This window comes from Pseudomonas sp. N2-3-1-14 (genome assembly GCF_041228395.1).
In the GTDB taxonomy this organism is placed as follows: Bacteria; Pseudomonadota; Gammaproteobacteria; order Pseudomonadales; family Pseudomonadaceae; genus Aquipseudomonas.
Genome location: NZ_CP166199.1, coordinates 4,135,265 through 4,151,758, shown reverse-complemented (window position 1 = coordinate 4,151,758; position 16,494 = coordinate 4,135,265). Strand labels below are relative to the sequence as shown.

Sequence of the window (16,494 nt, the reverse complement as noted above, 5' to 3'; positions counted from 1 at the left end):
GAAAAGCTATGCCGATCACCGAGCAGCAGTTGCTGCAAATCCTCCCGAACGCCGGCCGCCAAACCGGCGTTTTCGTTCCTGTGTTGAACACGGCCATGGGCCGCTATGGCATCGTCGGCAAGTTGCGCCTGGCCGCGTTTATCGCCCAGGTCGGGCATGAATCGGGGCAACTGCGTTACGTGCGCGAGGTCTGGGGACCCACAGCTCAGCAGGCCGGCTATGAAGGTCGCGCCGATCTGGGCAACACCGTTAAGGGGGACGGTTCTAAGTACCGTGGCCGCGGCCTGATCCAGATCACCGGCCGGGCCAACTATGCCGCGTGCGGTGAAGCGATGGGCCTGGAGCTGATCAACGAGCCCGAACTGCTCGAACTGCCCCAGCACGCGGCGATGTCTGCGGCCTGGTTCTGGTCCACCAAGGGGCTCAACACGCTGGCGGATCAGGGTGAATTCACGAAGATCACCCGCCGCATTAACGGTGGGCTCAACGGCCTGGAAGATCGCCTGCAGTTGTGGGAGCGGGCTAAGAAGGTGCTGGCGTGACGCCGGTGCAGAAGCTGGCGAGCCTGGTGCTGCTGATCCTGGCGCTGATGGCCGGCGCCGCGGGCGTGACCTGGCAGGTGCAGGACTGGCGCATGGGAGAGAAGCTCGCCGAGCAGGCCGGCCTGCACAAGGATGATTTGGCAACGATCAGCAATGCCGCAGCGGCCCAGGCCCGCGCCGAACAGGACAAACGCTTGGCCATCGAGCAGGATCTCGCGGCCCAGGATCAACAACACACTCGAGAACTATCCGATGCTCAACGCAACCAGGCTCTTTTGCGCGACCGCCTTGCCACTGCTGATGTGCGGCTGTCGGTCCTCCTTGCCGATGATCCAGCCAGTGGCTGTAACGTGCCTACCGCCGCCGGCGCCGTCGGCGTGGTTCATGCAGCCCGTCGAGCCCAACTTGACCCAGCGCATGCGCAACGAATTATCGCCATCACCGACGATGGGGACAACGGACTGATCGCGCTGCGCGCGTGCCAGGCATATCTCAGGGCGATAGCCGATTAAATTAAATGGCAGGGCTGACGGTGGGTTTGGTATTTAAATTCTGAAACGACCGACCATCTGATTGAGTGATATTGCAAGTCTCGAAAGCTCGTTACTTGCTAGAAGAGTCTGATGGGTTCCTTCGCTACTTTGAACGCTGAGTTCTCTAATGCTTATGAGGGCTCTATCTACCTCTCTTGCTACATGAGCCTGCTCTTCCGATGCAGTCGCGATCTGCTGATTCCGATCATCGATCAGCTGAACAGCTGATGTGATAGCTTTGAGCGACTGGCCAGCCTCATCAGCCGTTTGCCTAGTGCTATGCGCCTCATGGGTGCTACTAATCATCGATTCTACAGCTTGCGCACTACCTGCCTGAATGCTTGAAATCATTTGTTCGATTTCCTGAGTTGCAGTTTGGGTTCGATGAGCAAGAGCTCTAACTTCATCCGCAACCACTGCGAATCCTCTTCCTTGTTCACCTGCTCTAGCAGCTTCAATAGCAGCGTTTAGCGCTAGGAGGTTGGTTTGCTCCGCGATTGCTCGAATTACACTTAAAACTGTACTTATTTCTTGCGTTTGTCCAGCTAGCAGTTGTACTTGTTCCGACGTGATCTCAATCCTGTCCGTTAAGCTGCGCATTGCTTTGAGTGTTTCACCAACTTTATTGTTTCCTGCCGCTGCAGCTTTGTTGGATTCACGAGCTGATTCTGATGTGGAAATAGCGTTGCGAGCAACCTCATCAACCGCGGCGCTCATCTCGGTCACCGCAGTTGCAGCCTGTTCGATTTCACTATTTTGCTGCTGAAGGGTAAAGCTTGCGCCTTCTGTTATCGAGCTCATCTCAACTGCGGCAGTGCTAAGCTGCGTGGCAGCCTCAGATATCTCGCTGATGGTATCACGCAAGGTTCCTTGCATTGTATTGAGCGCTCGCATTAACCTTGCGGACTCATCATTTCCGGTTACCTCAAGAACAAGCCTAAGGTCGCCTGCTGCTATCTCTTCTGCCATCTTTACAGAGGAGTTCATAGGGCGAACTATACTTCGAGTAAGTGCAATTGCAAGAAATATGGTAAGAACTAATGAAGCACCAATCACTGAGTCGACAATTGTAATGCTGTTTGAGTATACAGCCGTCGCTGTAGTCCCTGCTGTAGCTGCTCCTTTGACGTTGTGATCTCTCAATGCTGTAAGCTTAGCCTGGTAATCGTTGGCGCGATCACGCTGTTCAGTATTTGCAAATTGAACGGCTTTCTCATGCTGCGTGCCATCTAATTCGAGTATGGTTTTGAGCCCGTCTATATATTTCTCCATCGTCGTAGCGGCTTCATTAAATTTCGCTCGTTCGTCTTCATCGGATATTAAATTGTTTCGATAGTATTCGGTTTGCTTATTAAGTATATTCTGCGCGTCCTGGAGATGCTCTGAAGCTGTCGCTTTTTCTTCTAGGCTCGAAGTGGCTAGTAAGCGAATGCTCTCTAAACGGGCGCCCAAAAGTGCAATCTGTATATCGTCAGCAGTCTGTATGCTTGCGAGCCAATTATTTTCAATGTCCTGCTCTGTTCCTCTCAATTTTCCGAGCTGTACGTACGAAAAGGCTCCAAGTGCAATTACAAGCATAGTGATAAGGCCGAAGCAGAGAGCGGATCTGGGAGCGATATTAATGGAACGTAGATTCATGGTGACTCCATAGGGAAAAAACCAGCGACGCTGCCAGTATTATTTATCTATCGGCCTTAACCTCTGACAGATCAATCAAAAATTTCTATCGAATGACCCGTTATGTCTGCAGCTGAGCGTGCTTGGAGTCTATGGAGCTCTCAAAACGCCAATTTTACGGCAGATGGATTGCGAAAAGTGAATTGGGAAAATCTGCGAGGGCATCAAGTGACGCTGCGTGGAACCTTTCAGTGTAGTACAGGGGGCTATTTCAGAATATTGGTGAGTGCTTACGACACCTTCACCCACTAATACTAGTCAACCTTAGTCTCCGGTATCCAAGTTATATTGCATGGATTGGTAGTTGTGGAGATTATTCACTTCACCTGTCGACGAGTGTGCATATTCTGTCAGGGCCCATCAGTGCATGCGTCAATCGCGAGCAGCAGCGGTTGGCGCCCCTCAGCGTCGGCTTTGGCCCACACAGTCCACGCCACCGGTACTATCACCAGTCACGCTCCGGTGTTACAAGTCGGTGTTTATGGTGTGGCCATCAGCGAGTTAACCTGTGCTACCTTCTGGCGGACAAGCCGAAGCGGCGTGGGCTCTGTGCATCGCTGAGGCGTATCGCGTTAGTCGCTGCAATCATCTATGTCAAAGGTAAAGCTTTGATAGCTGAATGGAAAGTCGGCCTCAGGCAGGGTATACCCTACCCCCGCAGTAGCTCTTCGTAAGTCCATCGATTACGTAAAAAGGAAATTACGCCGTGTCACTTACTTTCGATTCCGAAACTCAACAAGCACTTGAGCAACTCCTGTTAACCGCTCAGAAGGACACCAGGCAGGGCCGTACGGTAGCCAGTTTTCTGTTCACCTTGTGGAACGCGGGAAGACATGTTCGCTCCGCCGTTACCGAGGTGTGGGGACTTGATCCAGAGATCGTCCGAGCATGTGCCCAGGTCTTTACGTGGCTGAACGATAACAAAGTCTTCCCCGAGGAATTTGGTTGCCCGAATACGAATGGCGACGCTGACCAGCGCATGGCGAGGTGGAGTATGACCCTAAATCCAGATCTACCGCCGGCAGTGGCCGACACAACGACGGCCGATTTTGCACTCGGACTGTGGAATGATAAGTGGCTTATGAGTGACGAAGCCGTGCGCTGCAGCTACTGCCTTGCCACACAATTGCCCAGCAATGCTCAAATTCCGATGGTCCATTCCGATGGCTGTGAAATTGGCAACATGCAATATCCGTTGCGGGATTTGGCAAACATTCTGAGGGCTGTGTCGGAGGATTCTCCATGAGTGGCATTCTCCCAGTCAGGCGTTAACAATAATCCACTTATAAAAAGGGGCTGCACGTATTGACTTGACGGAGACGTTTTTTATTGGTATAGGCAGCCAGGCAGCCCTAGACTGTGTTACCAGTTTCGCATAACCGCTTCAACGTGCAGTCCATCTACAAAGGCAACAATAATTATGTACGCGCCCCTCACTCATCCACTAGCCATCGATAACGCCCAGCAATTTTTCAACGACCTCATGACCCTGGCAGACCCCGAGTACATCTTATTTAGAGTGCGTCACCACGTAGAGGCGTTCCGGATCCAGTCCTTGACTGAGCGGGCGCCGCCCAGTCTGTATAACCAGTTGATTGGTTTTTTGGACGGTTTGATCGCCGGCGAGGTCTTATCCCCAGAGCACGGGCGGGAATTCCATTACCGTCTTATTAAAGGGTTCGAATCCGCATGGATGAATACATAAAGGTTCAGTGTCCTGTTTCTAGCCCACTGTCGCCCGACTTGTGTGCTGATTTCGCTTTAGGCCTGTTGAATGAGCGATGGATCATGAGCGAGGAAGCGGTACGCTGCCGTTTATGCCTGGCCACGCAATGGCCGAGTAATGCTCATGACCCGGTGCGACACTGCGCAGGCTGCGAGCTGATTCAAGCTCAGTACCCGTTGCGCGAATTGGCCAGAATATTAGCCGAAGTGCAGGGAGTTGCGAGATGAACGTCAGCCAGCAGTTGGACGCGATAAGCCTACCGGCTGGGCTTCGCACCAAGATGCAAAACCACCTGTCACGCCAGGCGCGTGCTGAGGATTTGCAAGCCCTGAAGCTGGCCCTGGCGCGCGCTAAAGGTTTTGTCGAAGGGGTAGATGCAGCCCATGCGCTGACCCCGGCGACCATCGAGGCGCTGTTTATTGCGGTCGAGGACGCAGCTGCCGCGCGGTACCGGGAACTGACCGCTTGATCGAGGAGGCTTCACCCGACACGCTAAAGCTCTTGTCAGTGAACACGTGATGCGTGAGGTGGTGGTTGGCAGCATTGCCGGCAAAGATAGTAAGCGGACGCTTTCGATTCGTCTGGGCGATACCTCGGCGCGGCTTGTACCGATGCGCTCTGTACGAGAACCATTGCGTACCTGATCAAGCCCCACTGCAGTGGTCCGTTGCGCCAGTCATGGGGCTTTAAGGCGTCAAGTGTAAAACTGGCGTCGGCGGAAGCTTTAGTGCCAGCTGTAGCACGCCCACCGCGTCCGGCCCATCCTCGTTAATCCATTCCCCATGGTGCTAGAGGATCATGTTGCCGGTTGCTTTTCCCATCCGTTCGGCGATCCATTCAGGGGGCCTGTGGCGTGGCCGAACTGGGCCGCCAGCGCTGTCCCTGATCAGACGGAAAGCGCCGGGGGCGTGGTGGTAGCGTCTTTACAGTCGCCATCGCGACAAGCGCAGCCGCTGTCGATGGGTGCGATTGCTCGGTGCGGACAGATCGCACGAAAGAACCGTCCATGGGCTACTTTCTCGACGCGCGCATTGATCGGTGCGGCCCTGACCTTGGCCCAGTGTGGCCGCCGACCCCAGCGCACCATGTCGGCGTGCAGCAGATCACCCTGTAGGTGGAGCAGGGCGACTTGGGTTGTGGGGGCTACGTTGTAACGCTCCACTGGCAATTCACCGACAGAGTTAGCCAGAGCGTTAGGCATGCTCAACGCTGCCACGAAGTCGTGAATTCCCCGGTACTGGGTAAGTCTTCCGCACATGATGCTCTCCGCTTGTCGGACCTGCTGAACAGTTGGGCGCTGGCCAATCTCTACACTGTAGACACTGGCCTCGAGTATTCGTCATGACGATCCACAGCGAGCAAATCAACGCAATGCAGGCGTGGTTCGCCTTGCGCAATGAACCCGACTTCATATCGGCGACAGCTGAAGATCGTTACGAGAGGCGCCTGTCCCTGGCTGACGATATGAAAGAGCGCGGCGTAATCGACAGCGGTGAGTGGCGGGAACTCACAGAAGAGGCTGTCGCCGCTTACGCAGATGAGTTTGTCTGACGGGGCCGCTTGTCAGATATCTCTTACGCCAAATTGACCGCAAGCCATCTGCGTTATTAACTGTACATTCGTACAGTGCATGTAAAAGGCTGCATCATGAGCTTCGCAATTTTAGGTCCTATCGCCGAGGGCGGCACGAAGCTGCCCTTTTGCTCTTTTCGGGTACCAGCTGGCTTTCCATCGCCGGCGGCCGACCATATTGAGCAGAACATCTCATTGGATGAGGTCTTAAATATCAGGGCGCCGCACGTCTATCTGATCGCCATCACTGGCGAGAGCATGCAGGGCGCGGGAATTTTTGAGGGTGACCTGGCGGTTGTGGACCGGTCTATTGAGCCGGCACACGGGCATGTAGTGGTGGCGCTGCTGAATAATGACCCCATCTGCAAACGTCTGTGTAAGCGCGGGAGAGAGGTGATCCTTCTGTCGGAGAACCCGAAATACCCGGCGCGGTACATTCTGGAGGGCGACGAGCTGTCGATTTGGGGCGTGATCACCAGCACCGTACGCAGCCATGTCTGAACAGACACCTGTCTTTGCGCTGATTGACTGCAACAGCTTTTATGCAAGCTGCGAGCGTGTGTTCCGCCCTGACTTGGCAAAGGTGCCAATCGTGGTGCTAAGCAACAACGACGGCTGTGTCATCGCCCGAAGCTACGACGCGAAGCCTTTCATCAAGATGGGCGAGCCGTATTTCCAGATCAAGCACAAGCTCAAGCAGCACGGCATTGTCTCGTTTTCATCAAATTATGCCCTGTACGGGGACATGAGTGAGCGGGTCATGACGCTGATCGAGAGCATGGTGCCCGCCGTCGAGATCTACAGCATTGATGAGGCCTTCGCCGACCTGAGCGGTATTGCCAGCCTGGATGTCCTCGGACGCCAGATCCGCGCACGGGTCTTTCAGTGTACCGGAATCCCGGTGGGCGTCGGAATCGCCCACACAAAGACCCTGGCCAAGCTGGCCAACCACACAGCGAAGCGCCTGCAGGCCCAGACCGGCGGTGTAGTGAATATCACTGACCCGGTAAAGCGTGACTGGGTATTGCGCAACACCGACGTCTCAGAGGTGTGGGGTGTCGGCCGGAAGATGAAGCTTCACCTGGACACGATGGGCATCAAGACAGCGATGGATCTGGCCAAGGCCGACCCCTGGACGCTTCGCAAAAAATTCAGCGTGGTCATCGAGAAGACCGCCCGCGAACTGGCCGGCACCTCATGCCTGGAACTGGACGAGCCCGACCCACCCAAGCAGGAAATCTGTTGTAGCCGGATGTTCGGAAAGCGCCTTACCGAGTTGCCGCCGATCAAGGAGGCGGTGGCCACCTACATGATGCGCGCCTCTGAAAAGCTGCGAGCTCAAAACTCGCTGTGCAAAAAGGTCCGTGTCTGCATCCGCACAGGCATGTTCAACCCCGAAGAAGCCAAGTATGCCAATGGGGTAGTGGTGGATATGCCGTATCCAACTGACGACGTGCGCCTGCTGACAAAGGCTGCAGTTGACGCCCTTGACCGGATTTTTCGACCTGGCTTCAAGTACAGTAAAGCCGAGGTGATGTTGCTCAACCTTTGCCAGCCAGGTGAATACACGGACGATCTATTCGCGGTGTCTCAGCCAGTCGAGGCCACCAGAGTGATGACCGTGCTGGACCAGATCAATGACAGGTGGGGAAGGGGGACGCTGCGATCGGCCAGTGTACCGACAAACCCCGACTGGGGGATGCGCCGGGACATGATGAGCCAGAGCTACACTACGAAGCTCGATCAGCTGTGGTCGGTTGCTTGCAAGTAGTGAAGCGCTCAGCGTCAGATCAACTTCACTCGGGCGACATAAGGACCGCCAGGGTCAGCTTGATGAACTTCTCGTTGTCATCAATGGTGTCCAGAGCTCCGCGCACGTTCTCGGCTACCTCGGCGGAGCCACGCTGCTCGATCCAGTTCGATATCTCCATGATGGAAGCCTCAAGGGCCAGCTGGTTTTCGTAGAGCTTGGACAGAAGAGAGGGGAGCAGGTCTGAGTTGGGCATGTCTGGTTCTCCTAAGAAGGAATAAGAGTACCAGTCAGAAGGTATTTGAGAAGTGAGGCCGAAGCATCTAATTAAAGGTGCGCAGGAATCAGCGAAGAGAAATAATGTTCTTAGCTAGTGACAGGATACCCTGTACACCGCTCGTGCTGGCCGCCATTACCGATACCATTGCTGCCCATACTGTCTCAAAAAAACATGCAACATAAGTGATGACATTGCTTTTTGTACGACGTTGAGATTTATTATTCATAAGTACCCCCTTTTTTGTTGATTTAAAGCTCTGTTCTGATTTTTTTTGCACTAAAACGCTGATGAAACGCAAAAAACTAAGAAACAGTAGGGGGAACAGCAAGGCACTGAGATTCGAACTCAGAAACACACTAGCTAAAAACACTAATCTATAAAATCATCTCATAAAAAAAACGGCCTGTCAAGTTTTTGTTGACCTGGGTGGTCTGGAGTGCTAGCTGGGTTTTTTATGGGGCAATTTGCTTAGAAAAGCAGTTCCTAAACTAAAAAAGTACCCCAGGTGGAATGCGCCTTCAAGCCTTATCAATTGCTTCGAGAAAAGGAACTCTGCAGGCCCTCAAGGCGTCAGCCCGTCTTTATATGCGTAGCGGTCTTGAAAACTGGCGAACGTTAATAGCGTTCCCATGGTTCGAATCCCTAGTTTCCCGCCAAGATTTACACAAAAGCCTCGCGAAAGCGGGGCTTTTGCGTTTCTGGGGGTTGATGGCGTAAGACGGTTTCTCATGGGGGCCGAAACCTTGACTATTCGAAGGGCTTGGCGTCCTCACCAATCCTTCGGTAAATCCATTTGGTGACCGCCCCTATAATGGCGTCAATTGGTTCGGGGCGCTTGCCCTTGGCCCACAATGGCAGCCATCCCCATCGGCGCTGCGATTTACACGGGCCACCACCAGGCGCATGCGCAGCGTGGCCCCACACTAATTTAACCGATTAAATTTGTAGCCTTTCTGGCGAGCTTTTACTCGTCATGTTTTTGTTTTTTTACTATTATCGTTTATCTGCGTACTCAAGGAAGAGGGGCTGAGCGCCTTGAGGCTGGTAGAAAATTTCACTCGATCATTGAGTGAGTTAATACTTTTACCCAGAACCTAACGACTCAGCCAACCGTAATGGACTATTGGTGGAACCGATGGATAAAATGTGTGGCATCGTTGTAGTGGTAGGACTGGCCCTCTCGGGATGCGCTACGAAAACGCCAGAAAAACCTGACGTGGCTCCACCTCCTGCCGTCGTCCAGGAAGCCCCCCCTGAAGTCGCACACACCACTCCAGACAACTGGACAGTCCGCTACGAGGCTGCGCCTGCGAACGCCCGTGCTGATTCACATGTCCCTGCCGCTCCGGAATCCGCGCAGGCAGAATCAGAAACAGACCTGAACCAAAATCGCGCTGAGCAATGCCGTAAAGAGCTGGATGTTTTAAAGGTCTACAACAAAGTGTCTTACAACAAATACGAGGCGGAATACCAGGCCATTGCTGCCAAGACGGCCAAGTACATGGAAATCAAAGACTCATTAGGTCCCGATTTAAACCACATGGTCATGCCCGCTTATCAATTTCAAATTCGCGAGTTCTGCTTCCGGGTTAAGACCCGTCTCTCGGAGCTCGTGCTTCGCCAAGCCAAGTAATGATTCCGCGTGAGGGTGAGTCTTTTGCCAGTGAGGGAAATACTGAAAAAGACGTCCATCTCTGGTGCAATACTCGCCTCACGCGAATCAATGAACATTCAAAGGCCACGGCCTGCGGGCAGTTGCATAGCGGTCTTGAAAGCCGTCGGACGTTGATAGCATCTCCAGGGTTCGACTCCCCGGTCTACCGTTAAGATTCAAACGAAAGCCCTGCATTAGCGGGGCTTTTGCGTTTCTGCGGTTTGGTTCAGCCATCACGCTAACCTTTGGTAAGCGTTTGGCCAACACACATTCGATGTGGTTGCGTAAGACGTAGATTTTCACGGCTTAGAGCCGACCTCCTCGAACGCAGGTAGGTACTGCTCGTAGATCATCTTTTGCAGCTCACCGAGGTAGAGCTGCAGGCTTTTTATGAGCGCTGCCCACCGTAACAGTGGCTGGAACCACATCTTCCAACAGTGAAGGGAGTAGGTTTGAGTTTGGCATTTGCGTTTCTCTGGTGGAGTGAACAGCTTAGCAACCGGTGTTATTTGGGAGGGTCGTGTTCGGTCGGCAGGACGCCGGGGAGGGGGCACTACTGTAGGAATATCCAACGCTAAGTTGTTGATTTTTATAGAGAGTATTGGCTGTTATGGATGCACAGAAAAATGGTATGTTTTCCTTGTGTGTCAAAGACTTACATCTGTTTCGGGGTCACCTTGACATGGTGGGGGTCGTTGGTTCGAGTCCAATCGCGCCTACCAAACAAAATCCGCTCTGCTGGGCGGTCTAGAAGGGCTCACCGAAAGGTGGGCCCTTTTTTGTTGTCTGCGATTTACCCACGCCCCGTTCGGCGCCCGCCTTCTTATTCGAATCGCCCTGAGTGCATCGGTGCTGATCACACGCTGCGCCGATGTGATTGAGGTTTACTCAAAATAGCCGATACCGGTGTGGGCGCGATTCGACCGGCGCGGAGAAGCTCACCTATTTATCCGTCTGGTTTGTCGTTGTCGGCTTTATTTTCGGCTTTCGCCTGTTTGTTGAGCTAGGCGCGCGTCTGGCCCGATACGCCAAGGCCTTGAATGTTCTGGCGGGGTGTTCAAGCCCTTGAGGCCTATTATTTAAGATCTTCAGCGCGAATGCGGCCCCCGCGCGGTTATACGCGGCGGAGGTTGAAAGGCAGGCAGTACTGATGGGTCAGCAGAACAGCGTGGCAACCGACAAAAGGCAGATGATTTGAACAACCATCTGGCAGCGTATTTCACCATTTGTTGTCGTCATATTCATTTGTCCTGCGTACATAGCGGCTACCTCTTGGTCGGCAATACTGCCGTGAGCGGTGCGCAAAACGCGCAACAGCTCAAGTGAGTATAGGTCTGGAACAGGATTCTTCACGGTCCCGTCGTTTTAGCGCGATTCAGCACGTTTTCGCCGGCGCCCATCGGTAAACGATACACGTCAATCAATCCCACGAGCCCAAGCAGCGCCACGCCCACGAAGGCCACCCGAAAGTCCCCGACGGCCGCGTGCACGGCGTGCCCTTGCACAGCCATCGACGCCCGTAACAATAGCGCCGCCATGGAGACCCCCAGACCCATCGCCAGCTGGAACGCCATGCTGAACAGCGCCGACGCCTCGCTCATCCGCGCCTTGGGGACGTCGGCGAAGCCGATTGAGTTGTAGCAAGTAAACTGCATCGACCGTGACAGCCCACCCACGAACAGCACGGCCGCTATCAGCGGTAAGGGCGTTTGCACCGTGAACAAGGCACAGGCCGCAACCAATGCGACGCCAATGGCGCCATTGACCAGCAGCACCGGGCGGAACCCGAAGCGTTGCATGATGGGCGTCGTGAAGGGTTTCATTACCAGGTTGCCGGCAAACACCGCCAGCACCAGCAAGCCGGCATCCACCGCAGAAAGGCCAAAACCCACTTGAAACAACAGGGGCAGTAGAAAGGGCAGGGCGCTGATGGCGAGACGGAACAGCGACCCGCCAAGAATACTCACGCGAAAGGTGCCGATGGACAGGGTCTGAAGCGGTAATAACGGTTCGGCATGCTGGCGGCAATGATGCACGGCCCATGCCGCGAGCAACGTGCCCGTGGCCACCAGTACAAAACCCGGGATCAGCGTTTCGCTGGTCTGGTTGCCCAGCCATTCCAGCCCGCCCAGCACTGCCACACACGCACCTGCCAGCAGCACAAAGCCTTTGGCATCGAATCGCCGTACGCTGGCCTCGCGCCCCTTGGGCACAAGCCACAATGCGGCAACGAGGGCCAGCACTCCCAGAGGCAGATTTACGTAAAAAATCCACGGCCACGTTGCGTGGGTCACGATCAAACCACCCACCAACGGCCCTAGAATTGGCGCGACCAGGCCGGGCCAGGTGATCACCGCAATCATGTTCACCAAGTCTTTTTTGTCGGTATTGCGCAGCACCGCCAGGCGCCCCACCGGCACCATCAGCGCGCCGCCCACGCCTTGCAGCACACGGGCGATCACGAACATCTCAAGGCTTTGGCTCAACCCGCAAAGCAGCGAAGCCAGGGTGAAGATAATGATCGCACCGGCGAACACCCGGCGTGCGCCAAAACGGTCGGCGATCCAACTGGACAGCGGGATGAAGATCGCTACGGCAAGAATGTACGCGGTGATGCCGATATTCATGTCGACCGCCGTGACCCCGAACGCGGACGCCATGGTGGGCAAGGCGGTGGCGATGACGGTGGCATCGAGGTTCTCCATGAAAAAGGTCACGGCGACCACCAGGGCGATCAAACGGGTTTGCACGCTTGAAACAGGTGTAACGGATGATGTCACCGGTGTTGGCCTTTTTCAGTGAAGGTCGATCGCACTCGACAATACCGGGTCAGCCCTGGGCCCGCACGCTCGAATTACCGCGTCTGCGTCACCTTCTTCAAATTCCGCGGCTGATCCGGATTGCGCCCGCGCGTCATAGCCAGCTGCACTGCACTCACATAGAACCCTTGAATCATCGTGAAGGGTTCCAGTAGCGCATGTGCGGTCGGCACGCTGGGCAACAGGCCTTCGCAAGCCGTGCCGCGCGGCGATCAATCACAATTGAACGCCTCTATTGCGTCGCCAGCGAGCTGACGAATTTTGTGCACCTGTTTATCGGCAGCGGTCTCGGTGCCGGTTTGTACCTGGATAACCGCCGGTATTCCGGCCACTGGCACAATGCTGGTGAGATCGGGCACATGATGGTGATTCCGGGTGGCAAGGCGTGTTCCTGGGGTAACCAAGGGTGTTGGAGCACCTGGGGCCGCTGGGCAGGACGCAGTGCCATTGGGGGCTGCAGCCTCGATGATCCTGGCGCAGATCAGCCCGGATTACGAGGCTGGTCAAGCCGCAGTAAGCCTGCATACTGGTCGCCGACTCAATTCATACCAGGGAGCACGCTATGGAAGTGGCAATGGAAGTGTCGTTCGACGTAACGGCGCAGGAGCGTGAGGCCATCCTCAAACCGCTGAGGGCGTACAACCTCAGTCACACGGGCAACATGGCGTTCGAAACCATCGGGATTTTGTTGCGAGACCCCGCTACACAAGAGGTTGTCGGTGGCCTTTATGGAAAAATTTCCTATGGGTGGATGTTCATTGAGCTGTTGAGCATCCCGGATCAGATGCGTACCCAAGGTACCGGCACGCGGTTGATGCGCGCCGCCGAAGAGCTGGCCCGTGAGCGGGAGTGTGTCGGGATTTGGCTGGACACCTTCAGCTTCCAGGCACCGGGGTTTTATCGAAAGCTGGGCTTCAGTGAATTTGGCCATATCGCTGATTACCCGGCGGGTCACCAGCGGCACTTTTTCCAGAAACGCCTCGGCTGAATTTTCGTACGGCGCCGGATCGCCCGGCGCCAATCACCCACAAAATTTATTGGTTTGCAGCAACAATTTTTCTTGTTGGACACCTCCCGCCCCCAGGCAGCAAAGTTGCCGCCACTGACGCTCGACCTATCGGGTCAACAATAAAAACCGCGCCGAGCTGCATGCCACTTTCATGCTGTGAACCCTTTGTTCACATCCTGCTGTAATGGCGCCGCAGCGCGCATTCAAGGACCTCTTCGTCATGCAAACTGTTGTGAACCTATGGCCGTTGATCGGCGTACTTGTCATCGTGGTTGGCTTCGTCTTGCGCTTCAATCCGCTGTTGGTGGTCACCGCCGCCGCCATTGCCACCGGGCTGGCTGCCCACTTCCCGCTGGAAAAAATTCTCGCCAGCATGGGTGATGGTTTCCTTCAGACCCGCGCGCTGCAACTGATCCTGTTATTGCCCCTGGCTGTTATTGGCCTGCTGGAGCGCCATGGCCTGCGCTTGCATGCACAAAACTGGATCGCGCGTTTCGAGCGAGCCACGGTCGGGCGCCTGTTGATCATTTACCTGTTTGTGCGCGAGTCCACCGCCGCCATGGGCCTGACCAGCTTGGGCGGGCATCCGCAAATGGTGCGGCCGTTGCTGGCGCCCATGGCCGAAGGGGCGGCGGAAAAGCGCTACGGCAAACTGCCGGATACGTTGCGCCACAAAGTGTTGGCCATGTGTGCGGCAACCGATAACGTCGGGCTGTTTTTCGGTGAGGACATCTTTGTCGCCTTTGGTGCGATCGCGTTGATGCACACCTTCCTGCTGGGTTCGGGGATTGATGTGGAGCCACTGCACATTGCGGTGTGGGGCATTCCGACGGCGATTTGCGCCTTTATCATCCACGCCATTCGCCTGCACCGGTTTGATCGCAGGCTTACGCGCGAGATGACGCCCGCCGCCACGCCGGTGGAGGCTGCACAATGATCATCTCCATTGAGTACCTGTACTGGCTTGCCGGTGTTCTATTGCTGATAACTGCAGGAATGATCCTGCTGGATCGAACCCACCCTAAACGCTGGTCAACCGCGCTGTTCTGGCTCTTGTTTGCCGTTCCATTCCTGGTGGGGGAGCGCTTGCCGTCGGTGGTCATTGGTGTCGGCGTGGTGGTGATGGCGCTGATCGCAGGCTTGGGTGGCGTCGGCCGCGGCAAGCATGCCGAACTGCATGACAAGGCCTCCCGCGCGAGTGCCGGGCGCCTGGGGCATAAATTGTTTATTCCCGCGCTGGCCATTCCCCTCACCACCGTGATTGGTTCGGTGTTGCTCAAACACACCGAGATCGGCGGCGTACCGCTGCTGGACCCGAAAAACACCACCTTTGTATCCTTGGGCATCGGCTGTCTGATCGCCCTCGGCCTGGCTTGCTGGCTGACCCGCGATACTCCGGTGCAAGCCTTGCGTGAATCCCGGCGCCTGACCGAGGCCCTCGGCTGGGCCATGGTATTGCCGCAGATGCTTGCAATGCTGGGGCTATTGTTCAATGAAGCCGGAGTGGGCACGGCCGTTGCGCATGTCACCACTACCTACATCAACCTTGATTTCAAGTTGGTGGCGGTGATGGTCTACGTGCTGGGCATGGCGCTGTTCACGGTGATCATGGGTAACGGCTTTGCGGCGTTTCCGGTGATGACCGGCGGTGTCGGCGTACCGGTGTTGGTGGGCGTGTATGGCGGCAACCCGGCGGTGATGGCGGCAATCGGCATGTTCTCCGGCTATTGCGGCACGTTGATGACGCCCATGGCTGCCAACTTCAATATCGTCCCGGCGGCGTTGCTGGAGTTACCGGACAAGAACGCGGTGATCAAGGCTCAACTGCCGACGGCGTTGATGATGCTGGTGGTCAATATCGTGCTGCTCTACCTGTTGATGTGAGGCCAAAAATGCAAACTGTGTTGCTGACGGGCTTCGAGCCCTTTGACCAGGACCTGATGAACCCGTCCTGGGAGGCATCGCGCCAGTTGGACGGCGTGCGACTGAGCGAAGATGTGCACATTGTGGCGCGTCGACTGCCCTGTGCGTTTGCCACGGCGGGGGCGTGCCTGACGCGGTTGATCGCCGAATTTGACCCGGTGATGGTGATTGCCACAGGCCTCGCCCCCGGCCGTAGCGATTTCTCCATGGAGCGCGTGGCAATCAACGTGAACGACGCACGCATCCCTGACAATCTGGGGGCCCAACCGGTCGATACCCCAGTGGTGGTCGGGGGGCCGGTGGCCTACTTCACGACCTTGCCGATCAAAGCGATGGTCAAGGCTGTGCGCGAGGCCGGGATCGCGGCGTCGGTATCACAGACGGCGGGGACCTTTGTGTGTAATCAGGTGTTTTACCTATTGCAGCATGCCCTGGCCGGCACGGCGATACGCAGTGGCTTTATCCACGTACCCCCAAGCCTGCCGGATCAGGTCTCTGGTGCGGCGCAGCCCTCTATGGCACTGGTGACAATGGTTGAAGGTTTGCGGGTTGCGCTACAGACGGCGTGGGATACGCAGGTGGATATCGTGCAAACCGGTGGGCAGGTCAGTTGACCTGCCAGGCTTGCCTCAACCGGCCAACGCTCGGGTCAGCCCGAAAGTAATGGCGCAGGCCAACCCCGTCATCGCGAACGCAGTGGCCACATACCATTTGATCAGGTTCAGCTCTGTGGTTGCCAGGTCCGCGCGGGTTGCATAGTGTTTTTCATGGGTGGTGGAGTGCCTTTCAATGGCTTCTGCCCTGTTCGAAACGGCGATCAGCTTCTCTTTCATGTCAGCCAGCCCTTTTTCCAGTAAACCCAAGCGTTTTTCCATACCAGAATCTCCGTTATTACCTGCACCGGCTCTACCCTGAGTCAGCGTGTTCGTCCCGCCTGATTGATGCTGTTTGTTCTCCAAAGCGTGACACCTGTTTTGAATGATCTGAGAGAGCGCTCTGGGCAAGAGTA

General features: G+C 55.7%; 18 protein-coding genes and 1 pseudogene. 13 read left to right on the top strand and 6 right to left on the bottom strand.

Going from position 1 to position 16,494, the window contains the following annotated elements; translation table 11 throughout:
• The first annotated feature begins 8 nt into the window (after nt 1–8).
• On the top strand, nt 9–542 hold the full coding sequence (locus AB5I78_RS19020) for a glycoside hydrolase family 19 protein (protein WP_369301027.1): 534 nt from the start codon (nt 9–11) through the stop codon (nt 540–542).
• Nucleotides 539–1,054 carry a lysis system i-spanin subunit Rz gene (locus tag AB5I78_RS19015; protein WP_242198606.1) on the top strand — a complete coding sequence of 172 codons (516 nt, stop codon included), beginning with the start codon at nt 539–541 and terminating at the stop codon, nt 1,052–1,054. Before AB5I78_RS19020 ends, AB5I78_RS19015 begins: the two co-directional genes overlap by 4 nt.
• Before the next feature lie 33 nt (nt 1,055–1,087).
• Here the strand turns inward: AB5I78_RS19015 and AB5I78_RS19010 are convergent, their stop codons facing one another.
• Complete coding sequence (locus AB5I78_RS19010; protein ID WP_242198604.1) at nt 1,088–2,713, bottom strand: methyl-accepting chemotaxis protein; 1,626 nt, start codon at nt 2,711–2,713, stop codon at nt 1,088–1,090.
• Nucleotides 2,714–3,458: 745 nt separating this feature from the next.
• On the opposite strand from AB5I78_RS19010, the gene AB5I78_RS19005 reads away from it, so the two are divergent.
• Nucleotides 3,459–3,998 carry a hypothetical protein gene (locus tag AB5I78_RS19005; protein ID WP_369301026.1) on the top strand — a complete coding sequence of 180 codons (540 nt, stop codon included), beginning with the start codon at nt 3,459–3,461 and terminating at the stop codon, nt 3,996–3,998.
• A gap of 703 nt (nt 3,999–4,701) precedes the next feature.
• The gene (locus AB5I78_RS19000; RefSeq protein WP_242198600.1) at nt 4,702–4,947 is read left to right on the top strand and encodes a hypothetical protein; all 246 of its coding nucleotides are present in this window, start codon (nt 4,702–4,704) and stop codon (nt 4,945–4,947) included.
• Between the two features lie 483 nt (nt 4,948–5,430).
• On the opposite strand, the pseudogene AB5I78_RS18995 reads toward AB5I78_RS19000, so the two are convergent.
• Nucleotides 5,431–5,736 (bottom strand): annotated as a pseudogene (locus AB5I78_RS18995) (SOS response-associated peptidase family protein); the annotation flags it as partial.
• Between the two features lie 83 nt (nt 5,737–5,819).
• Here AB5I78_RS18995 and AB5I78_RS18990 point away from each other — a divergent pair.
• The 3 genes from AB5I78_RS18990 to umuC all read left to right on the top strand — a co-directional run bounded on the left by AB5I78_RS18990 (nt 5,820) and on the right by umuC (nt 7,821).
• Nucleotides 5,820–6,029, top strand: a complete 210-nt coding sequence (locus AB5I78_RS18990) for a hypothetical protein (protein ID WP_242198598.1) — start codon at nt 5,820–5,822, stop codon at nt 6,027–6,029.
• Between the two features lie 96 nt (nt 6,030–6,125).
• Nucleotides 6,126–6,551, top strand: a complete 426-nt coding sequence (locus AB5I78_RS18985) for a LexA family protein (RefSeq protein WP_369301025.1) — start codon at nt 6,126–6,128, stop codon at nt 6,549–6,551.
• Nucleotides 6,544–7,821, top strand: coding sequence for a translesion error-prone DNA polymerase V subunit UmuC (umuC, locus tag AB5I78_RS18980; RefSeq protein WP_242198592.1), 1,278 nt, complete (start codon nt 6,544–6,546; stop codon nt 7,819–7,821). Before AB5I78_RS18985 ends, umuC begins: the two co-directional genes overlap by 8 nt.
• Before the next feature lie 25 nt (nt 7,822–7,846).
• Here the strand turns inward: umuC and AB5I78_RS18975 are convergent, their stop codons facing one another.
• Entirely contained in the window at nt 7,847–8,056 is a 210-nt protein-coding gene (locus tag AB5I78_RS18975; RefSeq protein WP_145163928.1) for a hypothetical protein, read from the bottom strand.
• Nucleotides 8,057–9,206: 1,150 nt separating this feature from the next.
• Between AB5I78_RS18975 and AB5I78_RS18970 the strand changes: the two genes are divergently transcribed.
• On the top strand, nt 9,207–9,713 hold the full coding sequence (locus AB5I78_RS18970) for a hypothetical protein (protein ID WP_369301023.1): 507 nt from the start codon (nt 9,207–9,209) through the stop codon (nt 9,711–9,713).
• Between the two features lie 1,176 nt (nt 9,714–10,889).
• On the opposite strand, the gene AB5I78_RS18965 is transcribed toward AB5I78_RS18970, so the two are convergent.
• Together AB5I78_RS18965 and AB5I78_RS18960 are read right to left on the bottom strand one after the other, a co-directional pair.
• A complete protein-coding gene (locus tag AB5I78_RS18965) occupies nt 10,890–11,087 on the bottom strand; it encodes a hypothetical protein (protein WP_145165826.1) in 198 nt (65 codons plus the stop codon).
• Entirely contained in the window at nt 11,084–12,484 is a 1,401-nt protein-coding gene (locus AB5I78_RS18960; protein WP_369301022.1) for an MFS transporter, read from the bottom strand. The genes AB5I78_RS18965 and AB5I78_RS18960 overlap by 4 nt, the downstream gene beginning before the upstream one ends.
• Before the next feature lie 227 nt (nt 12,485–12,711).
• Here AB5I78_RS18960 and AB5I78_RS18955 point away from each other — a divergent pair, with 227 nt between their 5' ends.
• The 5 genes from AB5I78_RS18955 (at nt 12,712) to pcp (ending at nt 16,099) form a co-directional block, all read left to right on the top strand.
• Nucleotides 12,712–13,149, top strand: coding sequence for an ROK family protein (locus AB5I78_RS18955; RefSeq protein WP_369301021.1), 438 nt, complete (start codon nt 12,712–12,714; stop codon nt 13,147–13,149).
• The gene (locus AB5I78_RS18950; protein ID WP_369301020.1) at nt 13,116–13,541 is read left to right on the top strand and encodes a GNAT family N-acetyltransferase; all 426 of its coding nucleotides are present in this window, start codon (nt 13,116–13,118) and stop codon (nt 13,539–13,541) included. Before AB5I78_RS18955 ends, AB5I78_RS18950 begins: the two co-directional genes overlap by 34 nt.
• 241 nt (nt 13,542–13,782) lie before the next feature.
• Nucleotides 13,783–14,499 (top strand): DUF969 domain-containing protein, encoded by a 717-nt coding sequence (locus AB5I78_RS18945; RefSeq protein WP_242195166.1) that lies wholly within the window; start codon nt 13,783–13,785, stop codon nt 14,497–14,499.
• Nucleotides 14,496–15,446, top strand: coding sequence for a DUF979 domain-containing protein (locus AB5I78_RS18940; RefSeq protein WP_145165829.1), 951 nt, complete (start codon nt 14,496–14,498; stop codon nt 15,444–15,446). The genes AB5I78_RS18945 and AB5I78_RS18940 overlap by 4 nt, the downstream gene beginning before the upstream one ends.
• Before the next feature lie 8 nt (nt 15,447–15,454).
• Nucleotides 15,455–16,099: a pyroglutamyl-peptidase I gene (gene pcp / locus AB5I78_RS18935; RefSeq protein ID WP_369301018.1), complete on the top strand. Its 645-nt coding sequence runs from the start codon at nt 15,455–15,457 to the stop codon at nt 16,097–16,099.
• A 15-nt stretch (nt 16,100–16,114) separates the two neighbouring features.
• Here the strand turns inward: pcp and AB5I78_RS18930 are convergent, their stop codons facing one another.
• Entirely contained in the window at nt 16,115–16,360 is a 246-nt protein-coding gene (locus tag AB5I78_RS18930) for a hypothetical protein (protein WP_145165831.1), read from the bottom strand.
• Nucleotides 16,361–16,494: the final 134 nt, after the last annotated feature.

What these genes read in the sequence shown, in the direction of transcription:
- AB5I78_RS19020 (WP_369301027.1), top strand. Translation starts at nt 9, where the DNA reads ATGCCGATCACCGAGCAGCAGTTGCTGCAAATCCTCCCGAACGCCGGC.
- AB5I78_RS19010 (WP_242198604.1), bottom strand. Translation starts at nt 2,713, where the DNA reads ATGAATCTACGTTCCATTAATATCGCTCCCAGATCCGCTCTCTGCTTC.
- AB5I78_RS19000 (WP_242198600.1), top strand. Translation starts at nt 4,702, where the DNA reads ATGAACGTCAGCCAGCAGTTGGACGCGATAAGCCTACCGGCTGGGCTT.
- AB5I78_RS18990 (WP_242198598.1), top strand. Translation starts at nt 5,820, where the DNA reads ATGACGATCCACAGCGAGCAAATCAACGCAATGCAGGCGTGGTTCGCC.
- AB5I78_RS18985 (WP_369301025.1), top strand. Translation starts at nt 6,126, where the DNA reads ATGAGCTTCGCAATTTTAGGTCCTATCGCCGAGGGCGGCACGAAGCTG.
- umuC (WP_242198592.1), top strand. Translation starts at nt 6,544, where the DNA reads ATGTCTGAACAGACACCTGTCTTTGCGCTGATTGACTGCAACAGCTTT.
- AB5I78_RS18975 (WP_145163928.1), bottom strand. Translation starts at nt 8,056, where the DNA reads ATGCCCAACTCAGACCTGCTCCCCTCTCTTCTGTCCAAGCTCTACGAA.
- AB5I78_RS18955 (WP_369301021.1), top strand. Translation starts at nt 12,712, where the DNA reads ATGTGCGGTCGGCACGCTGGGCAACAGGCCTTCGCAAGCCGTGCCGCG.
- AB5I78_RS18950 (WP_369301020.1), top strand. Translation starts at nt 13,116, where the DNA reads ATGGAAGTGGCAATGGAAGTGTCGTTCGACGTAACGGCGCAGGAGCGT.
- AB5I78_RS18945 (WP_242195166.1), top strand. Translation starts at nt 13,783, where the DNA reads ATGCAAACTGTTGTGAACCTATGGCCGTTGATCGGCGTACTTGTCATC.
- AB5I78_RS18940 (WP_145165829.1), top strand. Translation starts at nt 14,496, where the DNA reads ATGATCATCTCCATTGAGTACCTGTACTGGCTTGCCGGTGTTCTATTG.
- pcp (WP_369301018.1), top strand. Translation starts at nt 15,455, where the DNA reads ATGCAAACTGTGTTGCTGACGGGCTTCGAGCCCTTTGACCAGGACCTG.
- AB5I78_RS18930 (WP_145165831.1), bottom strand. Translation starts at nt 16,360, where the DNA reads ATGGAAAAACGCTTGGGTTTACTGGAAAAAGGGCTGGCTGACATGAAA.